This is a genomic window from Paractinoplanes lichenicola (assembly GCF_016785085.1).
Lineage (GTDB): Bacteria > Actinomycetota > Actinomycetes > Mycobacteriales > Micromonosporaceae > Actinoplanes > Actinoplanes lichenicola.
Genome location: NZ_JAENHO010000016.1, coordinates 1 through 22,775, shown reverse-complemented (window position 1 = coordinate 22,775; position 22,775 = coordinate 1). Strand labels below are relative to the sequence as shown.

Genomic DNA, 22,775 nt, shown 5'->3' with positions numbered 1-22,775 from the left:
GGTGGTTTCGCCCGTACGGGCGGCAATCCGCCTCGCTTCCTCAACCCAGTGCCGGCTCTCGTTCACCCCCAGAGCCGCCGACACCTTGCTCCGAGCCGCTGCGCCGGCGAGATGAAGCATGCCGAGCACCTCAAGTCCGCCCGGGAACGCCGCATGCGGAGCCAGGTCGGTTGCCGCCCTCTCAGCCAGGGCCGACCCGCGCTGACAGGAACCACAAATAATCGCCGCGCACACTCGGCTATAAGCGGCCATGCCGAGCATGACTGGGCTTCCGGTCATCAATGCGACCTCGCGGCATCGTTCCGCGCTGAGAAACGCATCCGCGGGAAACTCCAACGCCCGAAGGAGCCCCGACGTCAGAAAGAGTGCCTCGCGCAACATCGAGAGTTCTCGTTTCCCGCGCGCGTCTCACCGCGACGACACCGGCCTGCGCGGCCGCTGACCACCGGCCTGCGAGCGGCATCGGCATCCCGATCAGATCGGCGACCGAACATTCCAGCGCCGCTGCGATGCCGGCCGGCACCAACCTGTTGTCCACCGCCTGCAGTCCACGTTCGATCCGGCTCCACGAGGCATGCGAAATCCCGGCCCGATCCGCCGCAAACCGAACACTCCACGACCGCATCAGTCGGCGCACCTTGATCCGTTCCCCGATGCCACACTCAGGGCTGACTATTCGCGACATGGCCCACCTCCGTCGGTATTCCTCGACGAAACCACGGCCGATCCGCCCCCACGGAACAGTGTCGGTGAAGTCTTTGCCCACGCTTCGTTCGGCCGCCTCCAGAAGCTCCGGGAACTTCTCCGCCAACCGGTGCAGTTCGGGGGCGAAGAGCTCGGCCAAGCGCTGCCGTTGGTCGTCAGATGCGTCGGGCGGCAAAGTGGCGAATTCGGCTTCGGCCGCAGATGGTGGAGTGCTGTGGGCCTTGCGTATATTTCCGGTAGCCGCCGGTCGTGCGGTCGGGCTCCGTGAGGAGCCCGACCCGGTGGTAGTAGCGAATGGCTTTCTGCGTGGTGCCGGCGATTTCGGCCAGTTCCCGCGTGCTCCAGCCTGCCTTGGTCATCCGCCTAGAGGACGCGGACAGTCAAGGTCCCGCTGCGGTCGCTGGCCAGTCGTGAGATAGGTGGTGACCGTGTCGTTGAGGCACGTGTTGGTGCCGGTCAGGTAGGCGCCGTGGCCGCCCTGGTCGGCGGTGACCAGGACCGCCCGGTGGCCGAATGCTGCTCGCAGCTCTTTCGCCAGGGAGAGCGGCGTGTTCGGGTCGCGCTGGTTGTGCACCACGAGCACGTTGGACGGGCCCCGGTCGCCGATTTCGACCCGGGGTTCGATCAGGTGGGCCGGCCAGAACGCGCACGGCCGGATGCCCGCCGTGGAGGCGCCCATGATCGGGTAGCGCTTGCGGTCGGTCTCGACGGCCCGCTGGTACGCCGCCACCGACTTGGGCCAATACCCGTCGGCGCAGGCCACGTGGAAGTGGGACGAGATCAGGTTGTCGAGGTCGACGGCCGGGCCGGCGTCGAACGGGTCGCCGCGGTCGGCGGTCCGCCAGACCGCGGCCAGGGCGGCGAAGTCGCGGTCCTTGCGGAGGAAACTGACGGTCAGGAGACGGAAGTCCTGCTGGCTCAGGCCGGGCACGGGGTGCTCGCCCAGCTTCTCGACGAGCTGGAAATACTTGGCCCGGACCTGCTTCGGGGTGGCGCCCATGGCCCATTCGTCCTGCCGTGCGGCCAGCCATTTCGCGAAGTCGGGGAAGCGCTTCTCGATGCCTTGGCCGGTCAGGCGAGCCTCCCGGAAGCCGTAGCCCTCCGGGCCCAGGTTGCTGTCGACCACGATCCGGTCGCTGCGGTACGGGAACAGCGTGGTGTAGACCGAGCCCAGGTAGGTGCCGTACGAGAACCCGAGGAAGGACAGCTTCTTCTCACCGAGGGCCTGCCGGATCCGGTCCAGATCCCGGGCCGTGTTCGCGGTGGTCACGTGCGGCAGCATCCACGCCGTCTCGGACGTACGGCATTGGTCTGCGATCTTTTTGACCTCGACGGCCCGCTCGGCGACGTCGGCCGGACCGTCGGCCCACGGCGCGGCCAGGCCCTCGAGCTGCTGCTCCTTGGTGAGATCGCAAGTTACCGGGGTGCTCCGGCCGACCCCACGCGGGTCGACCCCGATCACGTCGTACGTGTCGAGCACGCTCTGCGGCAGCTTGAGAGTGGCGGGAAAGGTGAGGCCCGCTCCGCCCGGGCCGCCCGGGTTGGTCAGCAGGATCCCGCGTCGCTTCTCCGGGTTCTTGCTGGCCAGACGGGAGATCGCGAGTTCGATGCTGCGACCGTACGACTTGCGATAGTCGAGAGGAACGTCGACGGTCGAGCACTCGAGCTGCGCGTTGGCCTCGCAGGGCTGCCAGCTCAACGTGCTGTGACCGGCGCTCGCGGCCGCCGGCGCCACGAGGGTCGCCGCTGTCGTCAGGACGGCCAGCGCGGCCGTTGTCAGTCTTCGATACGTCACCCGGCCATCGGAACCTTTGCCCTTGGGGCGAAGTCAACCGCGGCCCGACCTTAAATAAGGTTAATAATCCTTACTGATCCTTGACGGTGTGCAGGCGCGTGCAGTTGAGTCGACCTCGCTCCCCATTCCCCCACATGCCAGCGCGTTCGCCCTACGCGCGGAAGGTTTCTGCATGTCCAGAAAACGGCTCTTGTCAATCATGGCCGTCGTCAGCGTTGCCGTGGCCGGCGCCGCCGCGGCGATCCTGCCCATGACGACGTCGAACGCGGCCGAGGCCTGCGCCGCCGCGTACAGCAGCTCGGCGGTTTACACCGGTGGCATGCGGACGTCGCACAACGGGCGCAACTGGACCGCCAAGTGGTGGACCCAGGGCGAGACGCCCAGCACCGGCGGCTCGAACGTGTGGCAGGACAACGGCGCCTGCGGCGGCGGCACCACGACGCCCCCGCCCGGCAACGGCGGCGGCACGACCTGCAACCACCCGAACTGGGTCGCGGGCCAGTACTACAACGCCGGCGCGATCGTGCGCTACACCAACGGCAAGTACTACAAGGCGACGAACGCCAACCCGGGCTACGACCCGGTCATCAGCACCTGGTACTGGTCGCCCTTCACCTGCACCGGCGGCGGTGGCGGCACCACGCCCACGACGCCCCCGCCCGGCAACGGCGGCGGCAACACCGGCGGCTTCCTCGTCAGCGAGGCCCAGTTCAACCAGATGTTCCCGAGCCGGATCCCGTTCTACTCGTACGCGGGTCTGGTCGACGCCATGAAGAAGTTCCCGGCCTTCACCAAGACCGGCAGCGACACCGTCAAGAAGCAGGAGGCCGCGGCCTTCCTGGCGAACATCAACCACGAGTCGGGCGGCCTGGTCTACGTCGAGGAGATCAACCAGGCGAACTGGCCGCTCTACTGCGACCGGAACCAGTCGTACGGCTGCCCCGCCGGGCAGAGCGCGTATCACGGCCGCGGACCGATCCAGCTGAGCTGGAACTTCAACTACAAGGCGGCGGGCGACGCGCTCGGCATCGACCTGCTCAACAACCCGGACCGGGTCAAGAACGAGTCGTCGGTCGCCTACCAGACCGCGATCTGGTACTGGATGACCCAGCGCGGCCCGGGCACGATGACGCCGCACGACGCCATCGTCAACGGCCGCGGCTTCGGCGAGACGATCCGCAGCATCAACGGCTCGCTGGAATGCAACGGCGGCAACCCGGCCCAGGTGCAGAGCCGGATCACCGCGTACAACCGGTTCGCCGGCATCCTGGGTGTGACCCCGGGCAGCAACCTGTCCTGCTGACAACGGCAAACCACGAAGGGCCGCTCCGCATTCGGGGCGGCCCTTTCGCGTCGCGCGCCTTTCGCCGGTCGCGCCGCCGGCGCCGGTACCCTCTGTGCGGTGACCTCCCTTCCACCGCTCACCCTGCAGCTCTTTCACAAGGCGGCGACGGAGTTCGCCGAGGAGCTGGGTGGGCTGGCCTTTCCCGATCTCTACGGGGTGACGGACGGCAAGGCGGTCGGCACGGCGGTCGAGAGCATGTTCAAGAACTATCTCGTCGAGCGGTTCGACCTCGAGGTCGGCAACGCCGCGAACGGTCTCGACTTCCCCTCCCTCAACACCGATCTGAAAGTCACCTCGCGTCAGAAGCCTCAGTCGTCCTGCCCCTTCACCGCCGCGACCCAAAAGATCTACGGGCTCGGCTACAACCTGCTTGTAGTCGTCTACGAGAAGCGCGACGATCCCCGCGACCGGGTCGCCCACCTCGACATCAAGCACGTGATCTACGTGGATGAGCGCCGCACGGCGGACTACAACCTGACGAAGCAGATCCGCGACATCGTCGACTCCCTGCACTCCGGCCCGGGCGGTTACGAAGCGGTGGTCGAGGAACTCGACGCGTTGCTGGAGGACAAAAACGTGCCACTCGACGAGGTGAGCCGTCGGCAATTGGCCGAGCGCCTCGTTGACGACAAGCCCGAGCAGGGTTATCTCACGATTTCCAACGCCCTGCAGTGGCGGCTTCAATACGGACGGGCGATCGGCTTCGCGGCTGCGGGAACTGTCGCCCCAGAGGTGGTGGATCTGCGTGCCCAATAACGAGTTCGGTGATTTTCAGACGCCGCTCGCCCTCGCGCTTCAGTGCCTCAAGGTGCTGGAACTGCCCGGCGACGCCCGGCTGCTCGAGCCGACCTGTGGCGTCGGCAGTTTCCTGGAGGCCGGCGCCACGGTCAGCCCCGCGAGCGAGCGTCAGGGGTTGGAACTTCATCCCGAGTACGCCGAGAAGGCCGCGCGCTGGGGCCGTGTCGAGGTTGCCAACATCTTTCACACCCGGCTGCCCGACCACGTTTCCTGGACGACGGACGGCCCGCTTTATGTGGTCGGCAACCCGCCGTGGGTGACGTCGGCCGAGCTCAACCGGATGGAATCCGACAACCTTCCACCCAAGGAGAACTTCAAGGGCGCGAAGGGCCTAGACGCCCTGCTCGGCTCGTCGAACTTCGACGTCTGCGAATACATCCTGCTGAAGGTCCTGAACGAATACCGGGCGGAGCCCTTCACCCTGGGCATGCTCTGCAAGACACAGGTCGCCCGGAACGTCATCGAATACGCGGCCTCGTCCGGCATGCCGCTGGCCGGCGCGGACGTCTACCGCATCGACTCGATGAAGTGGTTCGACGCGGGAGTCGACGCGTGCTGGTTCGTCGTGCACGTCGACTCGAGCCGGCCGGCCGACTACACCGCCCGCATTCACGGTGACGTCTTCGCGCCCGAGGAGTCCGCCGAGAACCGATTCGGGGTCGTCGACGGCCGGCTGGTTTCCGATGTGGATCGCTACAGCGGCGTCCGGGTCGCGGACGGCGCTTCCCCGTACGAGTGGCGTTCCGGGATGAAGCACGACGCGTCCGGCGTCTTCGAGCTGGTCGCCACACCGGCGCCCGCGACGAAGGAGGGCGTCGCGCTCGACCTGGAGGCCGAGTTCGTCTATCCGTTCCTCAAGAGCACCGACATCTTTCGCGGTCGCCATCGTGACCTGACGAAATGGGTGATCGTCCCGCAGAAGACCTTCGGCGCCGAGACCGCTTCCCTCGAGCTCAAGGCGCCCGCGTTGTGGAAATACCTGAACGCCAACGGCGAGGCGCTCGACGGTCGCAAATCCTCGATCTATCGCAATCGTCCGCGCTTCTCGGTCTTCGGGCACGGCGACTACACGTACGCGCCGTACAAGGTGGCCGTCTCCGGCCTGCACAAGAAGCCCCTGTTCCAGCTGGTCGCGCCGCTGAACAACCAGCCGGTAGTGCTCGACGACACCTGCTACTTCCTGCCCTTCCGCGAAGGAGTGGAGGCAGCGGTCGTGACGGCGGTGCTCAACAGTCAGCCGTGCATCGACCTGATCGAGTCGCTCGTCTTCTGGGACTCCAAGCGGCCGATCACCAAGAAGCTGCTCGCCCGGATCGACCTCAACCAATTGCCGTACGACTCCGGGCTCGTCTGCGAGTCGGCCGCGAAATATGCGGCGGCGGCAGACATCCCGTTCGACGAATCCACGGCGAGGAAGCTGCTGGGCGCCTTCGGGGCCGTCGTCCTAGGTCCTGTTTCGTAGTGGGGGTGGGAGCGAGGCCGGGTCCAGATTTCGTCTGGTGGTGGCCCGGGGAAGCCCGGCTCCCGGGTTTGGAACCGGGCTTTCCCGGGACGCCGCCAGGCGGGATCTGGGCCCTGCCGCAGCCCCGCCCCCACTGCGAAACACGGCCTAGTGTGACGGCGGGTTGAAGCGGGACAGTTCGGGGGCGGTCCAGCGCAGCGGTGAGGCGTTGTCGATGCGGATGACGCGGTCGACGGTGAAGTCGACGAGGCGTTGGGCGCCGGGGACGGTGGCGGCGTGGCCGGGGTTCCAGTCGACGACGGCGCGGCCGGTCAGGTGGAGCAGGGTGCCGGTGGTCCAGTCGGGCAGCAGCAAGCCGGCCCGCGGGTTGACCTCCAGGTTGCCGAACGTGTTGAACATCGAGTTGCCGTCGTAGTCGGGCCAGCGCAGGTGGGTGGGGCTCAGCGCGCGCAGGAAACCCGGGTTGCCGCCGCGGTGGGAGGCGTCGGCGTTGCCGTCCAGGTCGGCGGTGGCGACGAAGAAAGTGTCGGTCGTGCTGATGAAACCCATTTCCTCGGCGGTGAGCTGGTCGCCTTCACGCGGGGTGGCGGGCGTGGTCGGAACCCGTACGGGGGAACGCTTTTGAATGTATCTGGGACAGTTGGCGTAGATCTGGGCGAGGTCGATGCGCAGGCCGTCGGCGGCGGGATGGGCGGTGCCGTTCATCCGGACGCGGCGGCGGGTGCCGGGCTCGATCGCGATCAGGCCGACCTGGGCGGGGACGTCGTGCAAGGGGTCGCCGGGCGCCGGTGTCGCGGCCACCTCGAAGGTCGACGGGCCGGTGACGGTGATGAAGCCGGGCTCGCCGGTCAGCAGCGTGGCCCACACGTCACCGCGATGGTCGGCGCCACCGATGACCAGCATGGGTTGCTCGGCCAGGAACGTACGGGCGAAGTAGGGGATCTTGGTGTTGATCATCGCGGCGACGTGGACGGCCTCGTCCAGCAGGCCGGCCCGCCGCTGGGCGATCAGCTCGCCACGGTGGTACGGGGTCATGCTCGGCTCCCTTCCGGGGGTAACCAGTAAAAGTTACTTTAGCGGTTAGAGGCCGGAATAGCAACCGGGTAAGCTTGGTTAGCCGGTTAGGACTGCGGCGGAAGGGCACGACCGATGAGCACACAAGCGGACCCCCGCCCCCTGACCGGGGAGCCACTGCCGCTCGACCTGGTGAACACGCGCTGGAGCGACGACGACGGGGCGTACGACCTGCTGGAACGGCCCGACGGGCTGGCGATCTGGCTGACCTCGGCCGGGCTGGCGGGCGAGGTGCCCGAAACGCCGGAGACGCTGAACGCCCTGGTCGCAACGCGGGAGGCGCTGTTCGCGATGCTGCAGCCCACCGCCGACGAGCAGACCCGGGAGCTGCTCAACGAGACGCTGCGCCACGGCCAGATCCGCCGCGTGCTCGGGACGGACGGGCCGGAAAGCGTGATCGAGACCGACTCCCCGGGCTGGCTCGCCGCGTGGCGGGCCGCGGAACACTATCTGCGCCTGCTCGAGGAAAACCCGGCCCGCATCCGCAAATGCGCCAACCCGGAATGCCCGCTGCGCTTCTACGACGTCTCGAAGGCCGGCGCCCGCCGCTGGTGCTCCATGGCCACGTGCGGCAACCGCGCCAAATACCGCAGCCACTACGCCCGCCAACACAACCGCTGACCCCGACTAATCGGCCCCCAGGAGTCGTGCCGTTTCTGTTGCGCTGGGCGGCGCTCACGGGACGCCGGGCTTTGCCGTTCCGGTGGGGCTCGAGGATCCGTACGAGCCGCTGCTTCTGCTTTTTGAGCGGGGCGGCGGGTTTCACATCGAGAACGGTGTCGTCGACCTCGAGTGGAAGTCCGTACGGATCGCCGCGTGGCGGAGCCGGGCCACTGACCCGCCGGCCGGGCTCGCGCCGGAGGTGCTCGACGAGATCGACCGGGCGGGGGCGGCGGCCCGATTCGGCAGTTAGTCGCGTTGCCAGGTGGCGTGGTCAGGGTCGTATTCGGCCAGGGGTTCCAGAGACGCGTCCTGCACGATGATGTCGCCGTCGGACTCGTAGATTCCCTCCTCGGCCGCGTCGGGGTGGGATTTGCGTACGTGGTCGGCCAGGTCGGAATCGGGGAAGTCGTGGTGGCACAGGTTGCACGTCGCCATCGCGTTGCCTTTCAGGTCAGGCCCTGTCGCTGCGCATAGCTTGCCGCTTCGGTGCGGTTGCGTGCACCGATCTTGGCGAACGCGTTGTTGATGTGCGTTTTCACGGTTGTTTCGGCGACGAAAAGGGCCGCCGCGATCTCGGCGTTCGTGTGGCCCTGTGCTATTCGGCCGAGCACTTCGGCCTCGCGGTGCGTGAGCCCGTCGGGCAGCCCGTCGCGCGGGGGTGGCGGCGCCGGACGGCTCATCGCCTCGGCCAGGCGCGCGGCGATCGCCGGGTCGAACAGCGCCTGACCGCCAGCCGCGGCCCGCAACGCCATGGCGATCTCGGCACGCCCGGCGTCCTTGGTCAGATAGCCTCGAGCCCCGGCCGCGAGCGCCCCCGCGATCGACTCATCGTCGGCGTAGGTGGTCAGCACAACCACTGCGACCTCGGGAAACTCGGCCCGCACCCGCGCGGTCGCGGCGACCCCGTCCAGCACGGGCATCTTCAGATCCATCAGCACCACATCAGGCCGATGCTCGGCGACCAGTTCGAGCGCGCGCCCGCCGTCGCCCGCCGACCCGACCACCTCGACACCGTCGGTCAGTTCCAGCAGAGCGGTCAAACCTTCCCGTACGAGCTGCTGGTCGTCCACCACCAGCACGCGCACCGGCCCGTCGCTCATCCCGGCACCTCCGCGGTGACTCGCCACGCGCCGTCGACGACGCCCTCGTCCAGGGTGCCGGCGACCAGCGCGATCCGCTCGCGGGCGCCGATCAAACCAAAACCGCCTTCCCCCGTACGCGGTGACACCGCCGAATTCTCCACGACGAGCCGGACGGAAGACTCCGCATAAACGAGCCTCATCGCGACCGGCTTTCCCGGCGCGTGCTTGGCCGCGTTCGTCAACGTCTCGCGCGCGGTTCGCAGCAACGCCACCTCGGCCGCCGACGGCAGGGCCCGCTCGGTGCCGTCGGTGCGCAGGGCCACCTCGACGGCGTGGTTCTCCCGGTGCACGCCGACCAGGCTGTCGAGCGCGCGGGCCAGCGGCAGCGCGTCGGATCGCAGCGCCGCGACCGCCGAACGCGCCTCGACCATGCCGTCCGCGGCGAGCCGCCGGGCCCGCCGCACCCGCTCGGCCGCCGCCTCGATGTCGCCCCGCTCGGTCAGCTGCGCCTCGGCCACTTCGAGCTGCACGCCCAGGGCGCCGAGCGAATGAGCGAGCACGTCGTGCAGTTCGCGCGCGATGCGAGCACGTTCGTCCAACGCGGCCGCGTGTGCCTGTGCCTCCTGCGTACGGGAGGTCTGCTCGAGCAACTGTTCGGTCTGCTCGGCCCGCAACCGGTGCTCCCGGCGATGCAGGCTGAACAGCACCACCACGACGACGACGCCGGGCTGAGTCAGCATCGCGGTCGGCCCGTTCCCGGCCACCTGCAGGGCGATCAGCAATACCACGATCAGGGCGCCGGTCAGCGACAGGATCGCCCACAACGGCATGCGCGGCAGCAGCACAAAAGTGAACAAGGCCCCGTACAGGAAAAGGTGTGCCGCCCCGTTGTGCGGCAACGCGGACACGGCGGCCGGCAACAATGCGGACAATGCCAGAACGGTTCGCGCGGGCACAGGATGGCGTTGGTCGGCGACCACCCAGAAGACCCAACCGACAAAACTCAGGACGAGCGTCAGGTGCACTTCGGGGTCGACGCCCGGCCAGAGAGTCAATGCCCAGACGAACAGCGCCGTCAGGACGATCCGCACCAGCCAGCCCGTCTCCGGATCGTCCGCCCGCAACAGGCGCAAACTCCGACGGGCCAGCCGGCGCAGCATCAGTTCTGTTCCCGGATCACGGTCAAAATCAGGTCGAGCACCAGCAAACGGTAGGCGACAAAGGCGATGCCCACCACAGCCAGGACGACGAGGATCGCGACAACAACACGGCCGGTCAACTTTCCACCCTCCTGATCGATCACCTTGCCCACCACAGCCCCGGCGATCCGGCCGGTCCGAGTCCGCTGCCGATTGATCAGATAATTGGCCGCTTCGACGACGGTCTTCGAGTGGGGGTTCGGCTCGTTCCGCTCGTTCATGCCCAGAACGCTACGAACAGCCCGGGTGGAACCGGCACCACCAGAGGGTGGAGATCCGGGTGGAGAGGACTATGCAATGGCCGGTGTCGATCCCGATGCCCGGGCCCGGACCACGCCATCCTGAGCCGCACCGATCAAGTGGCGACGATGACTGACGAGCCGCCGGATGGGGGGAACGAACCGAGGCGTAGGCCGATCATCGGCCGAAGGGCGAGCCCGACGGCGCGCAACAGGCGCGCCTACCGCGCCCCTCGCACCGTGGGGTTCTAGGGGTTGGCTTGGGTGGGCCGCCGGGGACTCGAACCCCGAACCTATGGATTAAAAGTCCACAGCTCTGCCATTGAGCTAGCGGCCCGCGATCATAGAGTACCTGTGGTCGTCCGGCTTGACTCGCAGGTATCCGGCCCGGTGGGAGCGGGGCGCCGGACCAAGGTCCGCCGCCCCGCCGTTTTCCCAGCTCAGTCCGCGATTTTGACGTCGTCGATCAGGCCTCGGTAGCCGCCCTTGGCTCCCGGCTGGTCGTACCCCACCACCAGGGTCGTCACCTTCTTGCCGGCCAGCGCGCCGAGCGGCACGACCACCTGGTTCCACTTGCCGGCGGTCACCTTGTTGCATTGGAAGGCCGGGTGGGCCCGGTTGCCGCGGGTGTCTTTCAGCTGGCTGTCGCGCAGGTTCTTGCCGTCGCTGAAGAGCAGGTCGATCGCCACGCACGTGCTGTTCGCGGGCTTCACCTCGGGCCGTACGGTGTTGGCCTGGGGATAGATCCAGTAGGTCAGCGACGTCGTCGGCTTGATGGTGATGCGGCTCAGGGCCATCGACTTCAGGTATGCGTACGACTTGGTCTCGTTGTTGTCGAGCCCGGCGTACATGAGCGAGGTCGTCCCGGTGTGTCCCGGTTCCGATCGTACGCCCAGCTCGGGGCCGGTCAGTTTGCAGCAGATGCCGGCCACGTTGACGACCGCGTTGGTCCACGCCGCCGTGTTCGACCAGCTCGGCAGCACGTCGCCCGGGCCGAAGCTGGTCGCCAGGTCCAGGTCGTACTGGCCGACGCGCAGAAAGTCGTCGAGCTCGGTCGGCGTGCCGGCCAGCGCTTTGTCGGTCCAGTAGACGAGGTTCAGGTCTTTGTTCTTGGTCGCCGTCGCCTTGATCTGCTGGGCCAGCGCCCGGTCGGCCTGGTGTTTGCGGTCGAGCGCGAGCTGGATGTCGCGGTCGACCGCCTGGTCGAGGCCGGTGTCGATGAACGCCTTCCACACCACCGGGTCGAGGCTGCGGGTCGCGGCGATCGCGGCCGCCTGCACCTCGCTGCCGTCGGCGGTGAAGTTCCAGACCTTGATGATGAAGTCGCGGTCGGGCAGGTTCAGCAGCTCGTCGGTGACGGTCAGGCCGATCCGGTTGGCCGCCAGCTTCTTCGCCGCCCGCGCCCGCTCAGCGGCCTTCTCCGCCTCGGTCTTGGCCTCGTCGGCCGCGATCCGGTCGTCGATGTCCTGCCGGGCCGCCTCGGCCATCCCCGTCGCGATGAAGGCCGTCCGGTCCTCGTCGCTGCCGTCCCGGGCCGCCCGCGCCGCGGCCTTGACCTTGGGCCATTTGACGTCCTCGGCGACCAGTTCCCAGATCAGCCGTACGAAGTCAGCGTCGCTCCCGTTGAGCAGGGCAGCGTCGGCCACCACGTCGATGCTGGCCGCGGCGGCCGTACGGGCGAGGTCACCGGCCCGCTTCGTGTCCGCCTCCACCCGTTCCCGCTCGACGTCGCGGTCGTACGCGGCGAACACCTCAGTCGTGATGAAGTCGTACGAGAGGTCAGGGTCGCTGGTGAACGCGGTCTCGGCCGCCACCCGCACCTCGACCTGATCGGGGTTGTCCTTGACGTGGTCCCAGATCCCGATGACGAAGTCGCGGTCGACCTTTTCGAGCAGGGCGAAGTCGTCGCCGAGCCCGAATTTCACGGCGACGGCGAGCTTCTGGTCGTAACTAGCCGACGCCGCAGCCAGCACGACTGAGGCGGGCGCCGCGAAGGTGGCCGCGGCGGTTCCGAGGACGAGTGAGCCGGCCAGTCCGGCCGCGAGGATGAGCTTCTTCATGCCGGGTCCGCCGCCATCTTGAACGTGGTGAACGGCGCCTCGACAGCACCGCTGTTGACATAGCCGACCCCGTCGTTGGCGATCGTGGCGATCCGGTTGGTCTCGACGGCGACCGACCACGAGCCCGTACGCACCACGGTCCAGAGCGCCGACAGGCCACCCTCCTTGACCCGTACGAGGCCGTCGGTGTGCACGAGCGCGATCCGCGTGCCGGCCAGCGCCATCGACGCCACGCCGTTGTGCTCGTTGACCCAGTTCGTGCTGAGGCCGCCCTCCTTGACCCAGGCGACGTTGTCCGTCCGCAGCACGCCGATCCGGTTGCCCGCCAGCACCAGCTGCTTAACCGCGCCCTGCTCGGTGACCCAGCTCGTCGACGCGACCGTGCCCTCCTTGACCAGCGCGACCTTGTCGGGCCGGAGCACACCGATCCGGGTCCCGGCCAGGGCCAGCTGCGTCACGCCGGAGTACACCTTGGTCCAGCCCGCGTTCAGGGCGCCTTCCTTCACGTACGCGGCGTTGTCGCTGCGGATGATCCCGATCCGGTTGCCCGCCAGCACCAGCTGCTTGACCCCGGTCTGCTCGGTGACCCAGTTCGCGCTCAGGCCACCCTCCTTGACCATCGCCACGCCGGTGTTGGTCAGCACGCCGATCCGGTTGCCGGCCAGCACGAGCTGCTTGACGTTCGTGTATTCCTTGACCCAGCCGGCGTCGATCCCACCCTCTTTGACGTACGCGGTGCCGTCCGCGGTGAGCATGCCGAGCCGGGTGGTGGTCAGCGCGAACTGCGTGACGTCGGGCCCGATCTGGTATTGCCCGACGCGCAGGAAGTCGGCGACCGCGGTGGCGTCGCCGGCCAGCGCGGCGCGGGCGGCGGTGGCCAGGCCACGCTGCGAATTCTTGGTCGCCCGGTCCACGATGGCCTGCACGAGACGACGGTCCTCGGCTTCCTTCTTGGCCAGGGCGATCTGGATGTCGCGGTCCTTGGCGGCGTGGATGCCGGTGTCGATGAACGCCTTCCACACAGCCGGGTCGTTGCTGCGCGCGGCGGCGATGGCGGCCGCCTGCACCTCGGTGCCGTCGGCGGTGAAGTTCCAGACCTCGGTGATGAAGTCGCGGTCGGGCAGGTTCAGCAGCTCGTCGGTGACGGTGAGCCCGATCCGGTTGGCCGCTAGCTTCTTCGCCGCCCGGGCCCGTGCAGCGGCCTTCTCGGCCTCGGTCTTGGCCTGGTCGGCGGCGATCCGGTCGTCCACGTCCTGGTGGGCGGCCTCGGCCAGGCCGGTCGCGATGAACACGCGCCGGTCCTCGTCGCTGCCCTCGCGGGCCGTGCGCGCGGCCGCCTTGACCTTGGGCCACTTGACGTCCTCGGCGACCAGTTCCCAGATCAGCCGTACGAAGTCAGCGTCGCTCCCGTTGAGCAGGGCGGCGTCGGCCACGACGTCGATGCTGGCCGCGGCCGCGCTGCGGGCCAGATCACTGGCCCGCTTCTCGTCGGCTTCCCGCTTCACCCGCGCCAGGTCACGGTCGAACGCGGCGAACACCCCGTCGACGATGAACTGGTAGCAGGCCTGGTCGACCGAGTCGTCCTCGACGGGCTCGGCGCTGAACGCGGCCTCGGCCGCGAGGCGAACCTCGGCGTGCGCCGGGTCGTCCTTGACGTGGTTCCAGATGCCCACGACGAAGTCGCGGTCGGCCTTCTCGAGCAGCGCGAAGTTGTCGCCGAGGCCGAACTTGAGGGCGACGGCGAGCTTCTGGTCGTAGTTCGCGAGGCTGTCCTCGGCGAGCGCCGCCTGCCGGGCGGAGGTGGGTGGCGGTGCGGCCTGCGCGGTGCCCGCCGTGGTCGCGGTGAGGGCGGCCACCGCGACACCGGCAGCCAGCAGCGGCCGCGCCCAGACGGCGCGGTTGATCGAAGTCATGAAGTTGTCCCCGTGGTTTGTTCTGGTGCATCACACGGCCTTCGACCTGCTCTTTCGAGGGCAGGGAGAGGCGTGGAGATCGATGTCGGCCGGTACGTTAGCGCCCGCTCTCCCTCGGGCACAAGGCCGCGACATTGTGATCAACGTCGTTGGGTCACCCCCACGCAGCAGCGGGTTCCGTGCTTAGATGACCGCGACCGCATAGCGATCAATCAATAGCTTGTTCACGGGGGAAACTGAATATGCGTACGCGTGCAGTAGCGCTCGCGCTGGCCGCGGCGGTGGGTGTCGTGGCCGTTCCGGCGGTGTCCTGGGCGGCACCGCCGAGCTCGTTCGTCATGGCCGCCGACGAGTGGGATCCGGCCGAGGCCGACCGGCTCTTCGTGCAGTGGTTGTCGGGCAACGAGCCCCGGCTCGCGGTGCGCAGTGCCGCCCGCGGCGCGCTGCAGGGCGGCCCCGAGGCGATCGCCACGTTCCTGCTCACCGGGTGGGATGCGGCGATCCTGCGGGCCGAGCAGACCCGCACCCGCAACGTCGACTTCACCAAGCGCATGATCAACACGCATCCGCTGCAGTTCTATCCGCGGGTCAACGCGGCCGGCCGGCGCGCCCTGGCCGGCACCGACGAGCAGCTCGCCGAGTTCGTGAGCAGCGGTTACGCGAAGGCGCTGGAGCTCGACCGCAAGGACATCCAGGACGACGCCGACCAGGCCGCGGCGATCCGCCAGGGCGACCGCGACTACGTCACGCTGCTCAGCACGGAGGATCCGGGCGCCCAGGTGCGCGCGTGGGCCGGGCGGGCCGTCGCCCCGGGCACGACCGACGCCGACGTCGTCGAGTTCTTCCGTTACGGCTGGGTCACCGCCTCCGGGCTCGACATGCAGACGTTCCGCACCCGCCTGGCCGACGAGGATCGCCGCTGGCACCTGAAGTCGCGCGAGCTGGTTGTCGACGCGCAACGCGCCGAGGCGGCCGCCCGCGACACGGCGGGCGAGGCGCAGGTGCAGGCCCGGGCGGCCGCGGCGCGGGCCTGGGCCCTGGTCGGCGCGCAGACCGGCCCGGCCAAGGTCGCGTGGGCCGACGCCGAGCAGGTGGCGCTGCGTCAGGCCGACACGTGGCTGCTGGTGTCGCAGGCCGCGGCCAACTCGGCCAGCACCAACTGGCTGACGATCGCCGCCGCCTCGCAGGACGCGCGGGCCGACTGGGAGACCGAGCGGGCGAACGCGGCCGCCCAGGCCGCGTCCTGGACAGCGCTCCACCAGCAGGCCCTGGCGGCCGAGGCGGCCCTGCTCGAGCCGATCGCATAAAACGCAGATCGGGTGCCGGACGCATTTAAATGCGTCCGGCACCCGACGGGGACCTGCGGGGAGTAAATCAGCGGCTAATCGCGGGGCGGCTCCTTTCGGAATTCACATTCGGTGGATTCAGCGGCCGCGGTGGCCGTCGCGGTCGCGGTGACCGTCACGGTCGCGGAAGCCGTCGCGGTCGTGGAAGTTGTGGCCCGGCCGGTTCCAGCCCCAGCCGCGCTCGACCTCGAGGGCGAACACGCCCCGGCCGAAGCCCCGGCGCTGGTAGTCACAGTCGAAGTCGTTCCACCGGCCGAACCGCTCGCCGATGCGCCCGGCCAGCTCACAGGCCCGGTACGAGCGGTAGTAGCCGACCACGATGTCGCGGCCGCGGTGCTGGTCGGCCTGTGCCGTCCGGTTGGGCTGGGACTGGGCAGCGGCCGTCGTCGAGGCGTTCGCCGCCTGCGCCGGCCCGACACCGAAGGCCACCCCGGCGAGCAGGCCCAGGCCGGTCGTCATCAGGAGTCGCGTCATCTTGTTCATGCCTATTTCCCTTCCGAGCGGATAGCTTTCTCATTCCGTGTTGCATGATCAGGAAAGCATCCCGGGACGGACAAATAGGGCATTCAACACGCCAGGTAACCCAGACGATTGATGGCCGAAAAGACGAGTGCCACTAATACGTTTCGGTTGCCGGAAAACCGGTTAAAAAGGCGCCGCCACCGGCGCCTGGTGCGCGGCGAGAAAGCCGGCGACGGAGGAGTCCCACGGGAAGCGCTCGGCCTGCGCGCGCGCCGCCGACCGGCGTACGGGCTCGGGCCGGGAGAGCAGCAAGCGGACGGCCTCGGCGTACGCGGGCCCCTCGCCGGGCGCGGCCATCCCCGCCTCGCCGATCACCTCGGGCAGCGCGCTCTCGGAGCTCACCACCACCGGCGTGCCGCTGGCCAGCGTCTCGAGCGCGGACAGGCCGAACGTCTCGATCGGGCCGGGGGCGATGGCGATGTCCACAGTGGCCAGCAGCGCCGACAGTTTCGCCTGGTCGGTGAGGTGGCCGAGAAACCGTACGGGCAGGCCGCGGTCGGCCGCCTCGGACTGCAGGGCGGAGCGCATCGGGCCCCCGCCGGCCACGATGAGCACCGCGGGCACGCCCGTCTTGCGCAGAGCGGCCAGCGTCTCGAGCGAGCGGCGGGGCTTCTTCTCGGGCGAGAGCCGCCCGCAGTGCAGGAGCAGCACGTCGTCGGCGGCGGACCAGCGCGTGCGCAGCGACAGATCCTGATTCGCCGGCGTGAACCGCTCGAGGTCGACCCCGAGCGGCACCTGGCGCAGATTGCGGACGCCGAGCCGCGCGAACTCCGAGGCCGCCCACTGCGTCGTGCACACGATCTGGTCGTGATCGGCGGCCGTCCGCGCGTTGATCAGGTCACCCGCGCGCCGGCTGACCCCGGGCCCGAACAGGCGCAACAACCCGTCGAGGCTCTCGTGCGAGACCATCATGGACGGTACGCCGCGCCGGCTCGCCCAGCGGCCCAGCCAGCGCAGCGTCGAGCGGTCGGAGATCTCGATCCGGTCGGGCCGCAGCGCGCTCAGCGTCGAGCTCAGCCGGCCCCGGTCGAGCAGCACGCGATAACCACCCATGCCGGGCACCAGCGGGCCGGGCAGCGTGATCACCCGGCCCTGATCGGTCGTCTCGTCGGATTCGGCGGCACCCGGCACCACCAGGACGGGCTCGTGACCCGCGGCGCGGTAGCCGGCGCCCAGGTGGCGCAGAGCCGTGCGAAGACCTCCGGACCGGGGCGTCACGAAGTTCGCCACCCGGACAATTCTCACGCGGCAACCGCCCTGCGCTCGACGTAACCGACACTGCAGGCCTCACCGTAGTGGCCGAGCAACTCCTCGCCCACCGCGTACCAGCTGCGGCCCTCGATCGCCTGCCGCCCGGCGACCCCGAAGGCCGCGCGCTTCGCCGGGTCGGCCACCAGATCCCGTACGGCGGAAGTGAAGCCCTCGGACTCGAACGGCGGGACCAGGAAGCCCGTGTGGTCGTGACCGACCAGGTCGACCGGGCCGCCCGCGTTCGGCGCGACGACCGGCAACCCGCTCGCCATCGCCTCCTGCACGGCCTGCCCGAACGTCTCGTACGGGCCGGTGTGCGCGAAGATGTCGAAGCTCGCGTACAGCTGGGCCAGCTCCTCCCCGCGGCGCACCCCGAGGAACGTCGCGGCGGGCAGGGCCTTGTGCAGCTGCGGGGCCGCCGGACCGTCGCCCACGATCACCAGCCGTACGCCGGGCAGGCGGCTCACGTCGGCCAGCAGGTCGATCTGCTTCTCGACCGCGAGCCGGCCGACGAAACCGACCACGACCTCGCCGTTCGGGGCCAGGTCACGACGCACCTCGGCGCTGCGGCGGCTGGGGTGGAACAACTCGTCGTCGACCCCGCGCCGCCACAGGTGCACTCGCTCGACGCCGTGCGTGTCGAGGGCGAGCGCCGACTCCGACGACGGCACCAGGGTGCGCGAGGCCAGGTTGTGCACCGTCTTGATCCACTTCCAGGCGGCGCCCTCGGTCATGCCGACCTTGTAGGCACGGGCGTACGCGGCGACGTCGGTCTGATAGACGGCGACCGTGGGCAGGCGCAACGTGCGGGCGGCCAGCATGCCCCACGCGCCGAGCACGAACGGGCTGGCCAGGTGCACGAGATCGGCGCCGAACGCGCGCAGGGCGCCGGTCAGCGTGGGCGTGGGCAGGCCCAGGCGGATCTGGGGATAGCCGGGCATGGGTAAGGAGGCGATACGGACCACCGGATAGGGGACGTGGACCGGTGTGTCGCGCACCGCGGGGGGTGGTTGCGGTGCGATCACCATCGGCTGGTGTCCACGGCGCAGCAGATGTTCGGCCGTGCGCACCACCGAGTTGGCGACGCCGTTCACATCGGGGAGGAACGACTCCGTGACCAGAGCGACTCGCATGCAGTCACGATGGGCTTCGCCGATGTCCGGCACACCGTACGTGCCGTAGCCGAATCACAAACGCTGATCGAACGACTAGGAGAAGCGCGGTCCGGGTAAGTTGCCGCCGTGAGAATCCGGACGGCGGTCCTGGTGCTGGTGGTCGGCCTGATAGGCGGGTGCGACTGGCCCGGCGGGGACGGCCGCGACCGCAATCCGGAGAACCGTCCGGGCTACGTCCTGGGTGAACGCGAGGGCTCGCCGCACCGGGTCCGCGGCGACGGCGACGTGACCTCGTTCCAGCTGTTCGGCGGGGCCGACGCCGTACGTGTCAGGCTCGGCGACCTCGGCGGCGACCTCTACGAGCTCTCCACGCCGGACGGGTCCAAGGCCGTGCCGACCGCGTCGATCGAGGGCGCCGACCTGGTGGCGGGCCTGCGCGACACCGGCCGGGGCGGCCCCGCGGTGCTGACGGTGGTGCTCAGCGACGACGTGCGGTGGCAGATCCGGCTCGCCGGCGGCGCCCAGGACGAGTCGGTCGACCTGACCGGCGGCCGCGGCGGCGACGTCGACTTCAGTGCCGGCACGGCCCGCGCCGCCGTGGTGCTGCCCGCCGCCGACGGCACCCAGAAGGTCACCCTGGGCGGTGGGGCCAGCCTGCTTTCCGTACGGGTGGCCGGCCAGGCACCCGTACGGGTCTCGGCCCTGGGCGGGGCGGGCAGCGTGACGATCGACGGGCAGGTGCACACCGGCGTCGCGGGCGGGTCGGTCTGGACGCAGGACGGCTGGGACGGCGCGGCCGCCCGCTACGACGTCGACGCCACCTCCGGGGTCGCCACGGTCACGGTCGAGCGCTTCTGAGCCGGACGCCGCGGAGCACCTCGTCCGTACGGTCGCCGGGGTCGTCCTGCCTGATCTGCAGATAGACGCCCCGCCCGCCGTTCGCCGAGAGCACCACTTCGCTGTACGACACCGAGGTGCCCGCGCATCCCGTCCAGCGCTGCACCCGGCCCGTCAGACCGTCCACGACGACGCGGCGGTCGGGCGTCCGGGCGCAGCCGGCGTGCGCGGGCAGTTCCGCCCCGGAGGCCGAGTCGCTGAGACCGGCGAAGACCCCGGGGGACGTACCGGAAGGGTTTGACCAATCCGCGAGGTCGGCCCCCACCACGAGCCCCGGCGCCCGACCGGCCGGCAGCCCTGCCGCGGCGGGGTTCCAGCCCTGGTCGGCCAGCTGGTGCGCCCACGACGCGGGAACGGCCACCGAGACCGCGCCACTCCCATCGGTCACGCGCTGCCAGCCCGCCATGGTCGGCTGGGCCAGCGCCGCGCTGCCGGTGGTCAGCACGGCCGCGGTCGCCACGACGGCACCGGCCAGCCGCAACGGCCACCGTCGAGGCGCGGGCGGGGGCGCGGCGGCCTCCTCCAGCGCCACGGCCAGCGACTCCGCCGACGGCCACCGCTTGCCGGGATCGGTCTCCAGCGCCCGCTGCACCACCCGATCAACCCGAGCCGGTACGCCGGGACGCAGCTTCGACGGCATGGTGCCGGACTTGCCCGGCGTACGCCCGGTCAGCATCTGGAACAGCATCGCCCCGATGGCGTGCACGTCCGCCCGCACGTCCAGCCCGCCGCCCGGAAGCTGCTGCTCGGGGGCCATGTAACCGGGCGTACCGGCCATCACGGTGAAGCCCGACGCCTGGGCGATCTCCTTGGCCAGCCCCAGATCGGCGACGAGCACCCGGCGCACGCCACGCACGGTGTGAAAGAGCACGTTGGACGGCTTGAGGTCGCGGTGCAGGACACCCGAGTCGTGCAGGACGGCGGCGGCCCGCGCGATGTCGACGGCGATGCCCAGGGCCGCCGCGACGGGCAGGGGACCGGCCTCGATCCGCTCGGCCAGGGTGCCGCCGTCGGCGTACGTCATGACCAGATAGGGACGGCCGTCCGGCAGCTCCCCGATGTCGAGCACCCGCACCAGCCGCTCGGAATCGGCCCGCCGCAGCACCTGGGCCTCCTGCTCGAAGCGGGCCCGCACGTCGGGGTGGTGCGCCCAGTTGTCGGCGAGCACCTTGATCGCGACCCACGACTCGAGCGCCTCGTCCGCGGCGAGCCACACCGTGGCGAAGGCACCGGCGCCCAGGCGGCGCTCCACGTGGTATCGACCGATCTTGCTGGGCATGGACACGACGGTCATTATGAGGCCGTCAGTGATCTTTTACGGGGGCAGCATGCGTGACGAACAGACGGAAGAACTGGCCCTCAGGGCCGCGGGCGGCGACGGGCCGGCCCTCGAGCAGCTGCTCGGCACGATCCGGCCCAACGTGCTGCGGCGGTGCGCCCGGTTCCTGCCCTGCTATCAGGACGCCGAGGAGGCCACGCAGGACGTGCTGCTGCAGGTCGCCCGCAACATCGGCCGGTTCGAGGGGCGGTCGAAGTTCTCGACCTGGCTACACGTGATCATCGCGAACTGCTCCCGGCAGACGTACCGGTCACTGAAGCGCCGGGCGGCCGAGCAGGCGCACGCGCTGCCCCCGGTCGACGTGGCCGACCCGCGGACGACGAGCGTGATCGCAGGTTCCCGGCTCGACCTGCTCGACGCGCTCGAGCTCCTCGAGTCGGACCGGCCCGAGCTGGTCGCCCCGATCGTGCTGCGGGACATCTGCCAGCTCGACTACGCCGAGATCGCCGGCCACCTCGACCTGCCCGAGGGCACGGTCAAGTCGCGTATCCACCACGCGCGGACCCGCGTACGGGAAACGCTGCTGGGTTAGAAGATCTCGCGCCAGTCCACGTATTTGAAGTTGGTGCTGACCCGGCCGGCGTCGGGCTTGTTCTCGCCGTCATGCAGGACGAGCAGGCCCTTCGGATAGCCGGGCAGGGGCACGCTGGTCGCGGCCGCGCCGTCGGAGTGCTGCACGCCGTCGGTCCGCTTGCCGTCGGCCACCTGGAAGCTCCGCAGCGGCCGGTTGGTGCGCCGGTCGTAGACGTAGAACTTGCTGTCGCCCTGGCTGGAGACGACCAGATAGCCGTCGCGCTTGCCCGTGGAATAGATCGTGGCGCCCTCGACGTCGGCCCGGATGCGACCGGCCTCGGGGGCGGGCTCACCGAGCGTGCACTCCTCGGTCTCCGGGTCATAGGTGCCGGCCGCGCCATATTCGGCGACACGCTCGACGACCCGGGGCACACCGACGAACCTGTCGCGGTCGAGCCGGATCTTCCACAGCGCGACGTCCTCCTGCGCGGCGTAGAGCACACCCGCCTCGGCGTCGACCACCATGCCCTCGATCTGCGGCTCCTCGCCCGGCTCGAGGCACGGGGTCCAGGTCGCGCCGCTGGCGAGGCGGAACTCCTTGGGCAGGTCGATCGTGTCCGTCACGCGGTAGCTCACGACGCTCTTCCGCGCCTCTGTGCGCTCCTCGAGCCGGAAGATCCCGAGCCGCGTGGTGTGGCGACGGCTGACCACGGCATATTTCCCGTACGTGGCCAGGCCGTACCCGGTGGCCTGGGTCTCGACCTCGTCGTCGTCGCGGGAGAACAGCAGTGGCGCGTCGGCCGCGGTCACGTCGGTGAGCTTGCCTGACGCCTCGATGCGGTAGATCCGCAGCTTGTCGAGCCCACGGTCCGTCACGACGGCGTAGTCGTGCCGCTTCTGGCCGAACCCGGTGACCAGATCGACGTTGTTGAAGCGGCCGCCCTCGGGGGGCTGGATCGACTGGACCTCGCGGCCGGCCAGGTCGTAGACGCGGAGGCCACCGTTCTTGGCCGTCCCGATGACCCGGCTGCGCGACTTGTCGGTGCGGTTGACCCAGATCGCCGGGTCGTCGGCGTCCGCGTCCCCGCCGGCCTCGTCGTCGAAGAGCGCGGGTGTCTCGACGGAAGCGGTGATCTCGCGCAACTGGAGCTCGGAGGGCCGCTCGCCGGCCTGAGCGGGCGCGGCCACGGCAGTGCTCAACGCGACGAGAGCAACGATCCCCACGGTACGACGCATAGCCAGTGACACTCCCCGATAAACCTGGCGTTTGCATGACCGCCGGTTGAACTCCCTGTATATCCCGGAAACGACAGTAGGCCCACCCCGCAACGGGGTGGGCCTACTGTTTCACGTTGAGTCCGGCGGCGTCCTACTCTCCCACACCCTCCCGAGTGCAGTACCATCGGCGCTGGAGGGCTTAGCTTCCGGGTTCGGAATGAGACCGGGCGTTTCCCCTC

23 protein-coding genes, 1 tRNA gene and 1 rRNA gene are annotated in these 22,775 nt (G+C 69.5%); 8 read left to right on the top strand and 17 right to left on the bottom strand.

Annotated elements, in window-relative coordinates:
* Nucleotides 1-238 precede the first annotated feature (238 nt).
* The 3 genes from JKJ07_RS50675 to JKJ07_RS41835 are packed head-to-tail and all read right to left on the bottom strand — an operon-like array spanning nt 239 to nt 2,500.
* A complete protein-coding gene (locus tag JKJ07_RS50675) occupies nt 239-844 on the bottom strand; it encodes a helix-turn-helix domain-containing protein (protein ID WP_236030827.1) in 606 nt (201 codons plus the stop codon).
* A 16-nt stretch (nt 845-860) separates the two neighbouring features.
* Nucleotides 861-1,064: a MerR family DNA-binding transcriptional regulator gene (locus tag JKJ07_RS41840; protein WP_202997583.1), complete on the bottom strand. Its 204-nt coding sequence runs from the start codon at nt 1,062-1,064 to the stop codon at nt 861-863.
* Nucleotides 1,061-2,500 (bottom strand): alpha/beta hydrolase, encoded by a 1,440-nt coding sequence (locus JKJ07_RS41835; RefSeq protein WP_202997582.1) that lies wholly within the window; start codon nt 2,498-2,500, stop codon nt 1,061-1,063. Before JKJ07_RS41835 ends, JKJ07_RS41840 begins: the two co-directional genes overlap by 4 nt.
* A 172-nt stretch (nt 2,501-2,672) precedes the next feature.
* Between JKJ07_RS41835 and JKJ07_RS41830 the strand changes: the two genes are divergently transcribed.
* The 3 genes from JKJ07_RS41830 to JKJ07_RS41820 all read left to right on the top strand — a co-directional run bounded on the left by JKJ07_RS41830 (nt 2,673) and on the right by JKJ07_RS41820 (nt 6,105).
* Nucleotides 2,673-3,803, top strand: coding sequence for a glycoside hydrolase family 19 protein (locus JKJ07_RS41830; protein ID WP_202997581.1), 1,131 nt, complete (start codon nt 2,673-2,675; stop codon nt 3,801-3,803).
* Between the two features lie 99 nt (nt 3,804-3,902).
* Entirely contained in the window at nt 3,903-4,601 is a 699-nt protein-coding gene (locus JKJ07_RS41825; RefSeq protein ID WP_202997580.1) for a type II restriction-modification system restriction endonuclease, read from the top strand.
* The gene (locus JKJ07_RS41820) at nt 4,591-6,105 is read left to right on the top strand and encodes a hypothetical protein (protein WP_202997579.1); all 1,515 of its coding nucleotides are present in this window, start codon (nt 4,591-4,593) and stop codon (nt 6,103-6,105) included. The genes JKJ07_RS41825 and JKJ07_RS41820 overlap by 11 nt, the downstream gene beginning before the upstream one ends.
* Before the next feature lie 147 nt (nt 6,106-6,252).
* Here the strand turns inward: JKJ07_RS41820 and JKJ07_RS41815 are convergent, their stop codons facing one another.
* Nucleotides 6,253-7,140, bottom strand: coding sequence for a pyridoxamine 5'-phosphate oxidase family protein (locus JKJ07_RS41815; RefSeq protein WP_202997578.1), 888 nt, complete (start codon nt 7,138-7,140; stop codon nt 6,253-6,255).
* 114 nt (nt 7,141-7,254) lie between these two features.
* Between JKJ07_RS41815 and JKJ07_RS41810 the strand changes: the two genes are divergently transcribed.
* Nucleotides 7,255-7,800 carry a CGNR zinc finger domain-containing protein gene (locus JKJ07_RS41810; protein WP_202997577.1) on the top strand — a complete coding sequence of 182 codons (546 nt, stop codon included), beginning with the start codon at nt 7,255-7,257 and terminating at the stop codon, nt 7,798-7,800.
* Nucleotides 7,801-7,882: 82 nt separating this feature from the next.
* Entirely contained in the window at nt 7,883-8,092 is a 210-nt protein-coding gene (locus JKJ07_RS41805) for a hypothetical protein (RefSeq protein WP_202997576.1), read from the top strand.
* Here the strand turns inward: JKJ07_RS41805 and JKJ07_RS41800 are convergent.
* The 7 genes from JKJ07_RS41800 to JKJ07_RS41770 form a co-directional block, all read right to left on the bottom strand.
* Nucleotides 8,089-8,277, bottom strand: coding sequence for a hypothetical protein (locus JKJ07_RS41800; RefSeq protein ID WP_202997575.1), 189 nt, complete (start codon nt 8,275-8,277; stop codon nt 8,089-8,091). The genes JKJ07_RS41805 and JKJ07_RS41800 overlap by 4 nt on opposite strands.
* A gap of 11 nt (nt 8,278-8,288) precedes the next feature.
* Nucleotides 8,289-8,942, bottom strand: coding sequence for a response regulator (locus tag JKJ07_RS41795; RefSeq protein WP_202997574.1), 654 nt, complete (start codon nt 8,940-8,942; stop codon nt 8,289-8,291).
* Nucleotides 8,939-10,084: a sensor histidine kinase gene (locus tag JKJ07_RS41790; RefSeq protein WP_202997573.1), complete on the bottom strand. Its 1,146-nt coding sequence runs from the start codon at nt 10,082-10,084 to the stop codon at nt 8,939-8,941. Before JKJ07_RS41790 ends, JKJ07_RS41795 begins: the two co-directional genes overlap by 4 nt.
* Nucleotides 10,084-10,344, bottom strand: coding sequence for a hypothetical protein (locus tag JKJ07_RS41785; protein ID WP_202997572.1), 261 nt, complete (start codon nt 10,342-10,344; stop codon nt 10,084-10,086). The genes JKJ07_RS41790 and JKJ07_RS41785 overlap by 1 nt, the downstream gene beginning before the upstream one ends.
* A gap of 283 nt (nt 10,345-10,627) precedes the next feature.
* A tRNA-Lys gene (locus JKJ07_RS41780) sits at nt 10,628-10,699 on the bottom strand.
* 103 nt (nt 10,700-10,802) lie between these two features.
* Nucleotides 10,803-12,422, bottom strand: coding sequence for a hypothetical protein (locus JKJ07_RS41775; RefSeq protein WP_202997571.1), 1,620 nt, complete (start codon nt 12,420-12,422; stop codon nt 10,803-10,805).
* Nucleotides 12,419-14,335 carry a hypothetical protein gene (locus JKJ07_RS41770; RefSeq protein ID WP_202997570.1) on the bottom strand — a complete coding sequence of 639 codons (1,917 nt, stop codon included), beginning with the start codon at nt 14,333-14,335 and terminating at the stop codon, nt 12,419-12,421. The genes JKJ07_RS41775 and JKJ07_RS41770 overlap by 4 nt, the downstream gene beginning before the upstream one ends.
* Before the next feature lie 242 nt (nt 14,336-14,577).
* On the opposite strand from JKJ07_RS41770, the gene JKJ07_RS41765 reads away from it, so the two are divergent.
* On the top strand, nt 14,578-15,642 hold the full coding sequence (locus JKJ07_RS41765) for a hypothetical protein (protein WP_202997569.1): 1,065 nt from the start codon (nt 14,578-14,580) through the stop codon (nt 15,640-15,642).
* Between the two features lie 117 nt (nt 15,643-15,759).
* Here JKJ07_RS41765 and JKJ07_RS41760 read toward each other — a convergent pair whose 3' ends face one another.
* The 3 genes from JKJ07_RS41760 to JKJ07_RS41750 all read right to left on the bottom strand — a co-directional run bounded on the left by JKJ07_RS41760 (nt 15,760) and on the right by JKJ07_RS41750 (nt 18,587).
* Complete coding sequence (locus JKJ07_RS41760) at nt 15,760-16,164, bottom strand: hypothetical protein (RefSeq protein WP_202997568.1); 405 nt, start codon at nt 16,162-16,164, stop codon at nt 15,760-15,762.
* Between the two features lie 162 nt (nt 16,165-16,326).
* Nucleotides 16,327-17,433, bottom strand: coding sequence for a glycosyltransferase (locus JKJ07_RS41755; protein ID WP_307834686.1), 1,107 nt, complete (start codon nt 17,431-17,433; stop codon nt 16,327-16,329).
* An 11-nt stretch (nt 17,434-17,444) separates the two neighbouring features.
* Nucleotides 17,445-18,587, bottom strand: a complete 1,143-nt coding sequence (locus tag JKJ07_RS41750; RefSeq protein ID WP_202997566.1) for a glycosyltransferase family 4 protein — start codon at nt 18,585-18,587, stop codon at nt 17,445-17,447.
* A gap of 108 nt (nt 18,588-18,695) precedes the next feature.
* Between JKJ07_RS41750 and JKJ07_RS41745 the strand changes: the two genes are divergently transcribed.
* A complete protein-coding gene (locus tag JKJ07_RS41745; protein ID WP_202997565.1) occupies nt 18,696-19,427 on the top strand; it encodes a hypothetical protein in 732 nt (243 codons plus the stop codon).
* Here the strand turns inward: JKJ07_RS41745 and JKJ07_RS41740 are convergent.
* Entirely contained in the window at nt 19,408-20,745 is a 1,338-nt protein-coding gene (locus JKJ07_RS41740; RefSeq protein ID WP_202997564.1) for a serine/threonine-protein kinase, read from the bottom strand. The genes JKJ07_RS41745 and JKJ07_RS41740 overlap by 20 nt on opposite strands.
* 49 nt (nt 20,746-20,794) lie before the next feature.
* On the opposite strand from JKJ07_RS41740, the gene JKJ07_RS41735 reads away from it, so the two are divergent.
* The gene (locus tag JKJ07_RS41735; RefSeq protein WP_202997563.1) at nt 20,795-21,337 is read left to right on the top strand and encodes an RNA polymerase sigma factor; all 543 of its coding nucleotides are present in this window, start codon (nt 20,795-20,797) and stop codon (nt 21,335-21,337) included.
* On the opposite strand, the gene JKJ07_RS41730 is transcribed toward JKJ07_RS41735, so the two are convergent.
* Together JKJ07_RS41730 and rrf are read right to left on the bottom strand one after the other, a co-directional pair.
* Complete coding sequence (locus JKJ07_RS41730; RefSeq protein WP_202997562.1) at nt 21,334-22,554, bottom strand: phytase; 1,221 nt, start codon at nt 22,552-22,554, stop codon at nt 21,334-21,336. The genes JKJ07_RS41735 and JKJ07_RS41730 overlap by 4 nt on opposite strands.
* Nucleotides 22,555-22,674: 120 nt before the next feature.
* Nucleotides 22,675-22,775: ribosomal RNA gene (gene rrf / locus JKJ07_RS41725) — 5S ribosomal RNA — on the bottom strand; the annotation flags it as partial.

Bases quoted from the DNA above. Each gene is read 5' to 3' on its own strand.
- JKJ07_RS41830 (WP_202997581.1), top strand. From the start codon at position 2,673: ATGTCCAGAAAACGGCTCTTGTCAATCATGGCCGTCGTCAGCGTTGCC.
- JKJ07_RS41760 (WP_202997568.1), bottom strand. From the start codon at position 16,164: ATGAACAAGATGACGCGACTCCTGATGACGACCGGCCTGGGCCTGCTC.
- JKJ07_RS41840 (WP_202997583.1), bottom strand. From the start codon at position 1,064: ATGACCAAGGCAGGCTGGAGCACGCGGGAACTGGCCGAAATCGCCGGC.
- JKJ07_RS41815 (WP_202997578.1), bottom strand. From the start codon at position 7,140: ATGACCCCGTACCACCGTGGCGAGCTGATCGCCCAGCGGCGGGCCGGC.
- JKJ07_RS41770 (WP_202997570.1), bottom strand. From the start codon at position 14,335: ATGACTTCGATCAACCGCGCCGTCTGGGCGCGGCCGCTGCTGGCTGCC.
- JKJ07_RS41790 (WP_202997573.1), bottom strand. From the start codon at position 10,084: ATGCTGCGCCGGCTGGCCCGTCGGAGTTTGCGCCTGTTGCGGGCGGAC.
- JKJ07_RS41810 (WP_202997577.1), top strand. From the start codon at position 7,255: ATGAGCACACAAGCGGACCCCCGCCCCCTGACCGGGGAGCCACTGCCG.
- JKJ07_RS41775 (WP_202997571.1), bottom strand. From the start codon at position 12,422: ATGAAGAAGCTCATCCTCGCGGCCGGACTGGCCGGCTCACTCGTCCTC.
- JKJ07_RS41795 (WP_202997574.1), bottom strand. From the start codon at position 8,942: ATGAGCGACGGGCCGGTGCGCGTGCTGGTGGTGGACGACCAGCAGCTC.
- JKJ07_RS41735 (WP_202997563.1), top strand. From the start codon at position 20,795: ATGCGTGACGAACAGACGGAAGAACTGGCCCTCAGGGCCGCGGGCGGC.
- JKJ07_RS41765 (WP_202997569.1), top strand. From the start codon at position 14,578: ATGCGTACGCGTGCAGTAGCGCTCGCGCTGGCCGCGGCGGTGGGTGTC.
- JKJ07_RS41730 (WP_202997562.1), bottom strand. From the start codon at position 22,554: ATGCGTCGTACCGTGGGGATCGTTGCTCTCGTCGCGTTGAGCACTGCC.
- JKJ07_RS41785 (WP_202997572.1), bottom strand. From the start codon at position 10,344: ATGAACGAGCGGAACGAGCCGAACCCCCACTCGAAGACCGTCGTCGAA.
- JKJ07_RS41740 (WP_202997564.1), bottom strand. From the start codon at position 20,745: ATGCCCAGCAAGATCGGTCGATACCACGTGGAGCGCCGCCTGGGCGCC.
- JKJ07_RS41750 (WP_202997566.1), bottom strand. From the start codon at position 18,587: ATGCGAGTCGCTCTGGTCACGGAGTCGTTCCTCCCCGATGTGAACGGC.
- JKJ07_RS41800 (WP_202997575.1), bottom strand. From the start codon at position 8,277: ATGGCGACGTGCAACCTGTGCCACCACGACTTCCCCGATTCCGACCTG.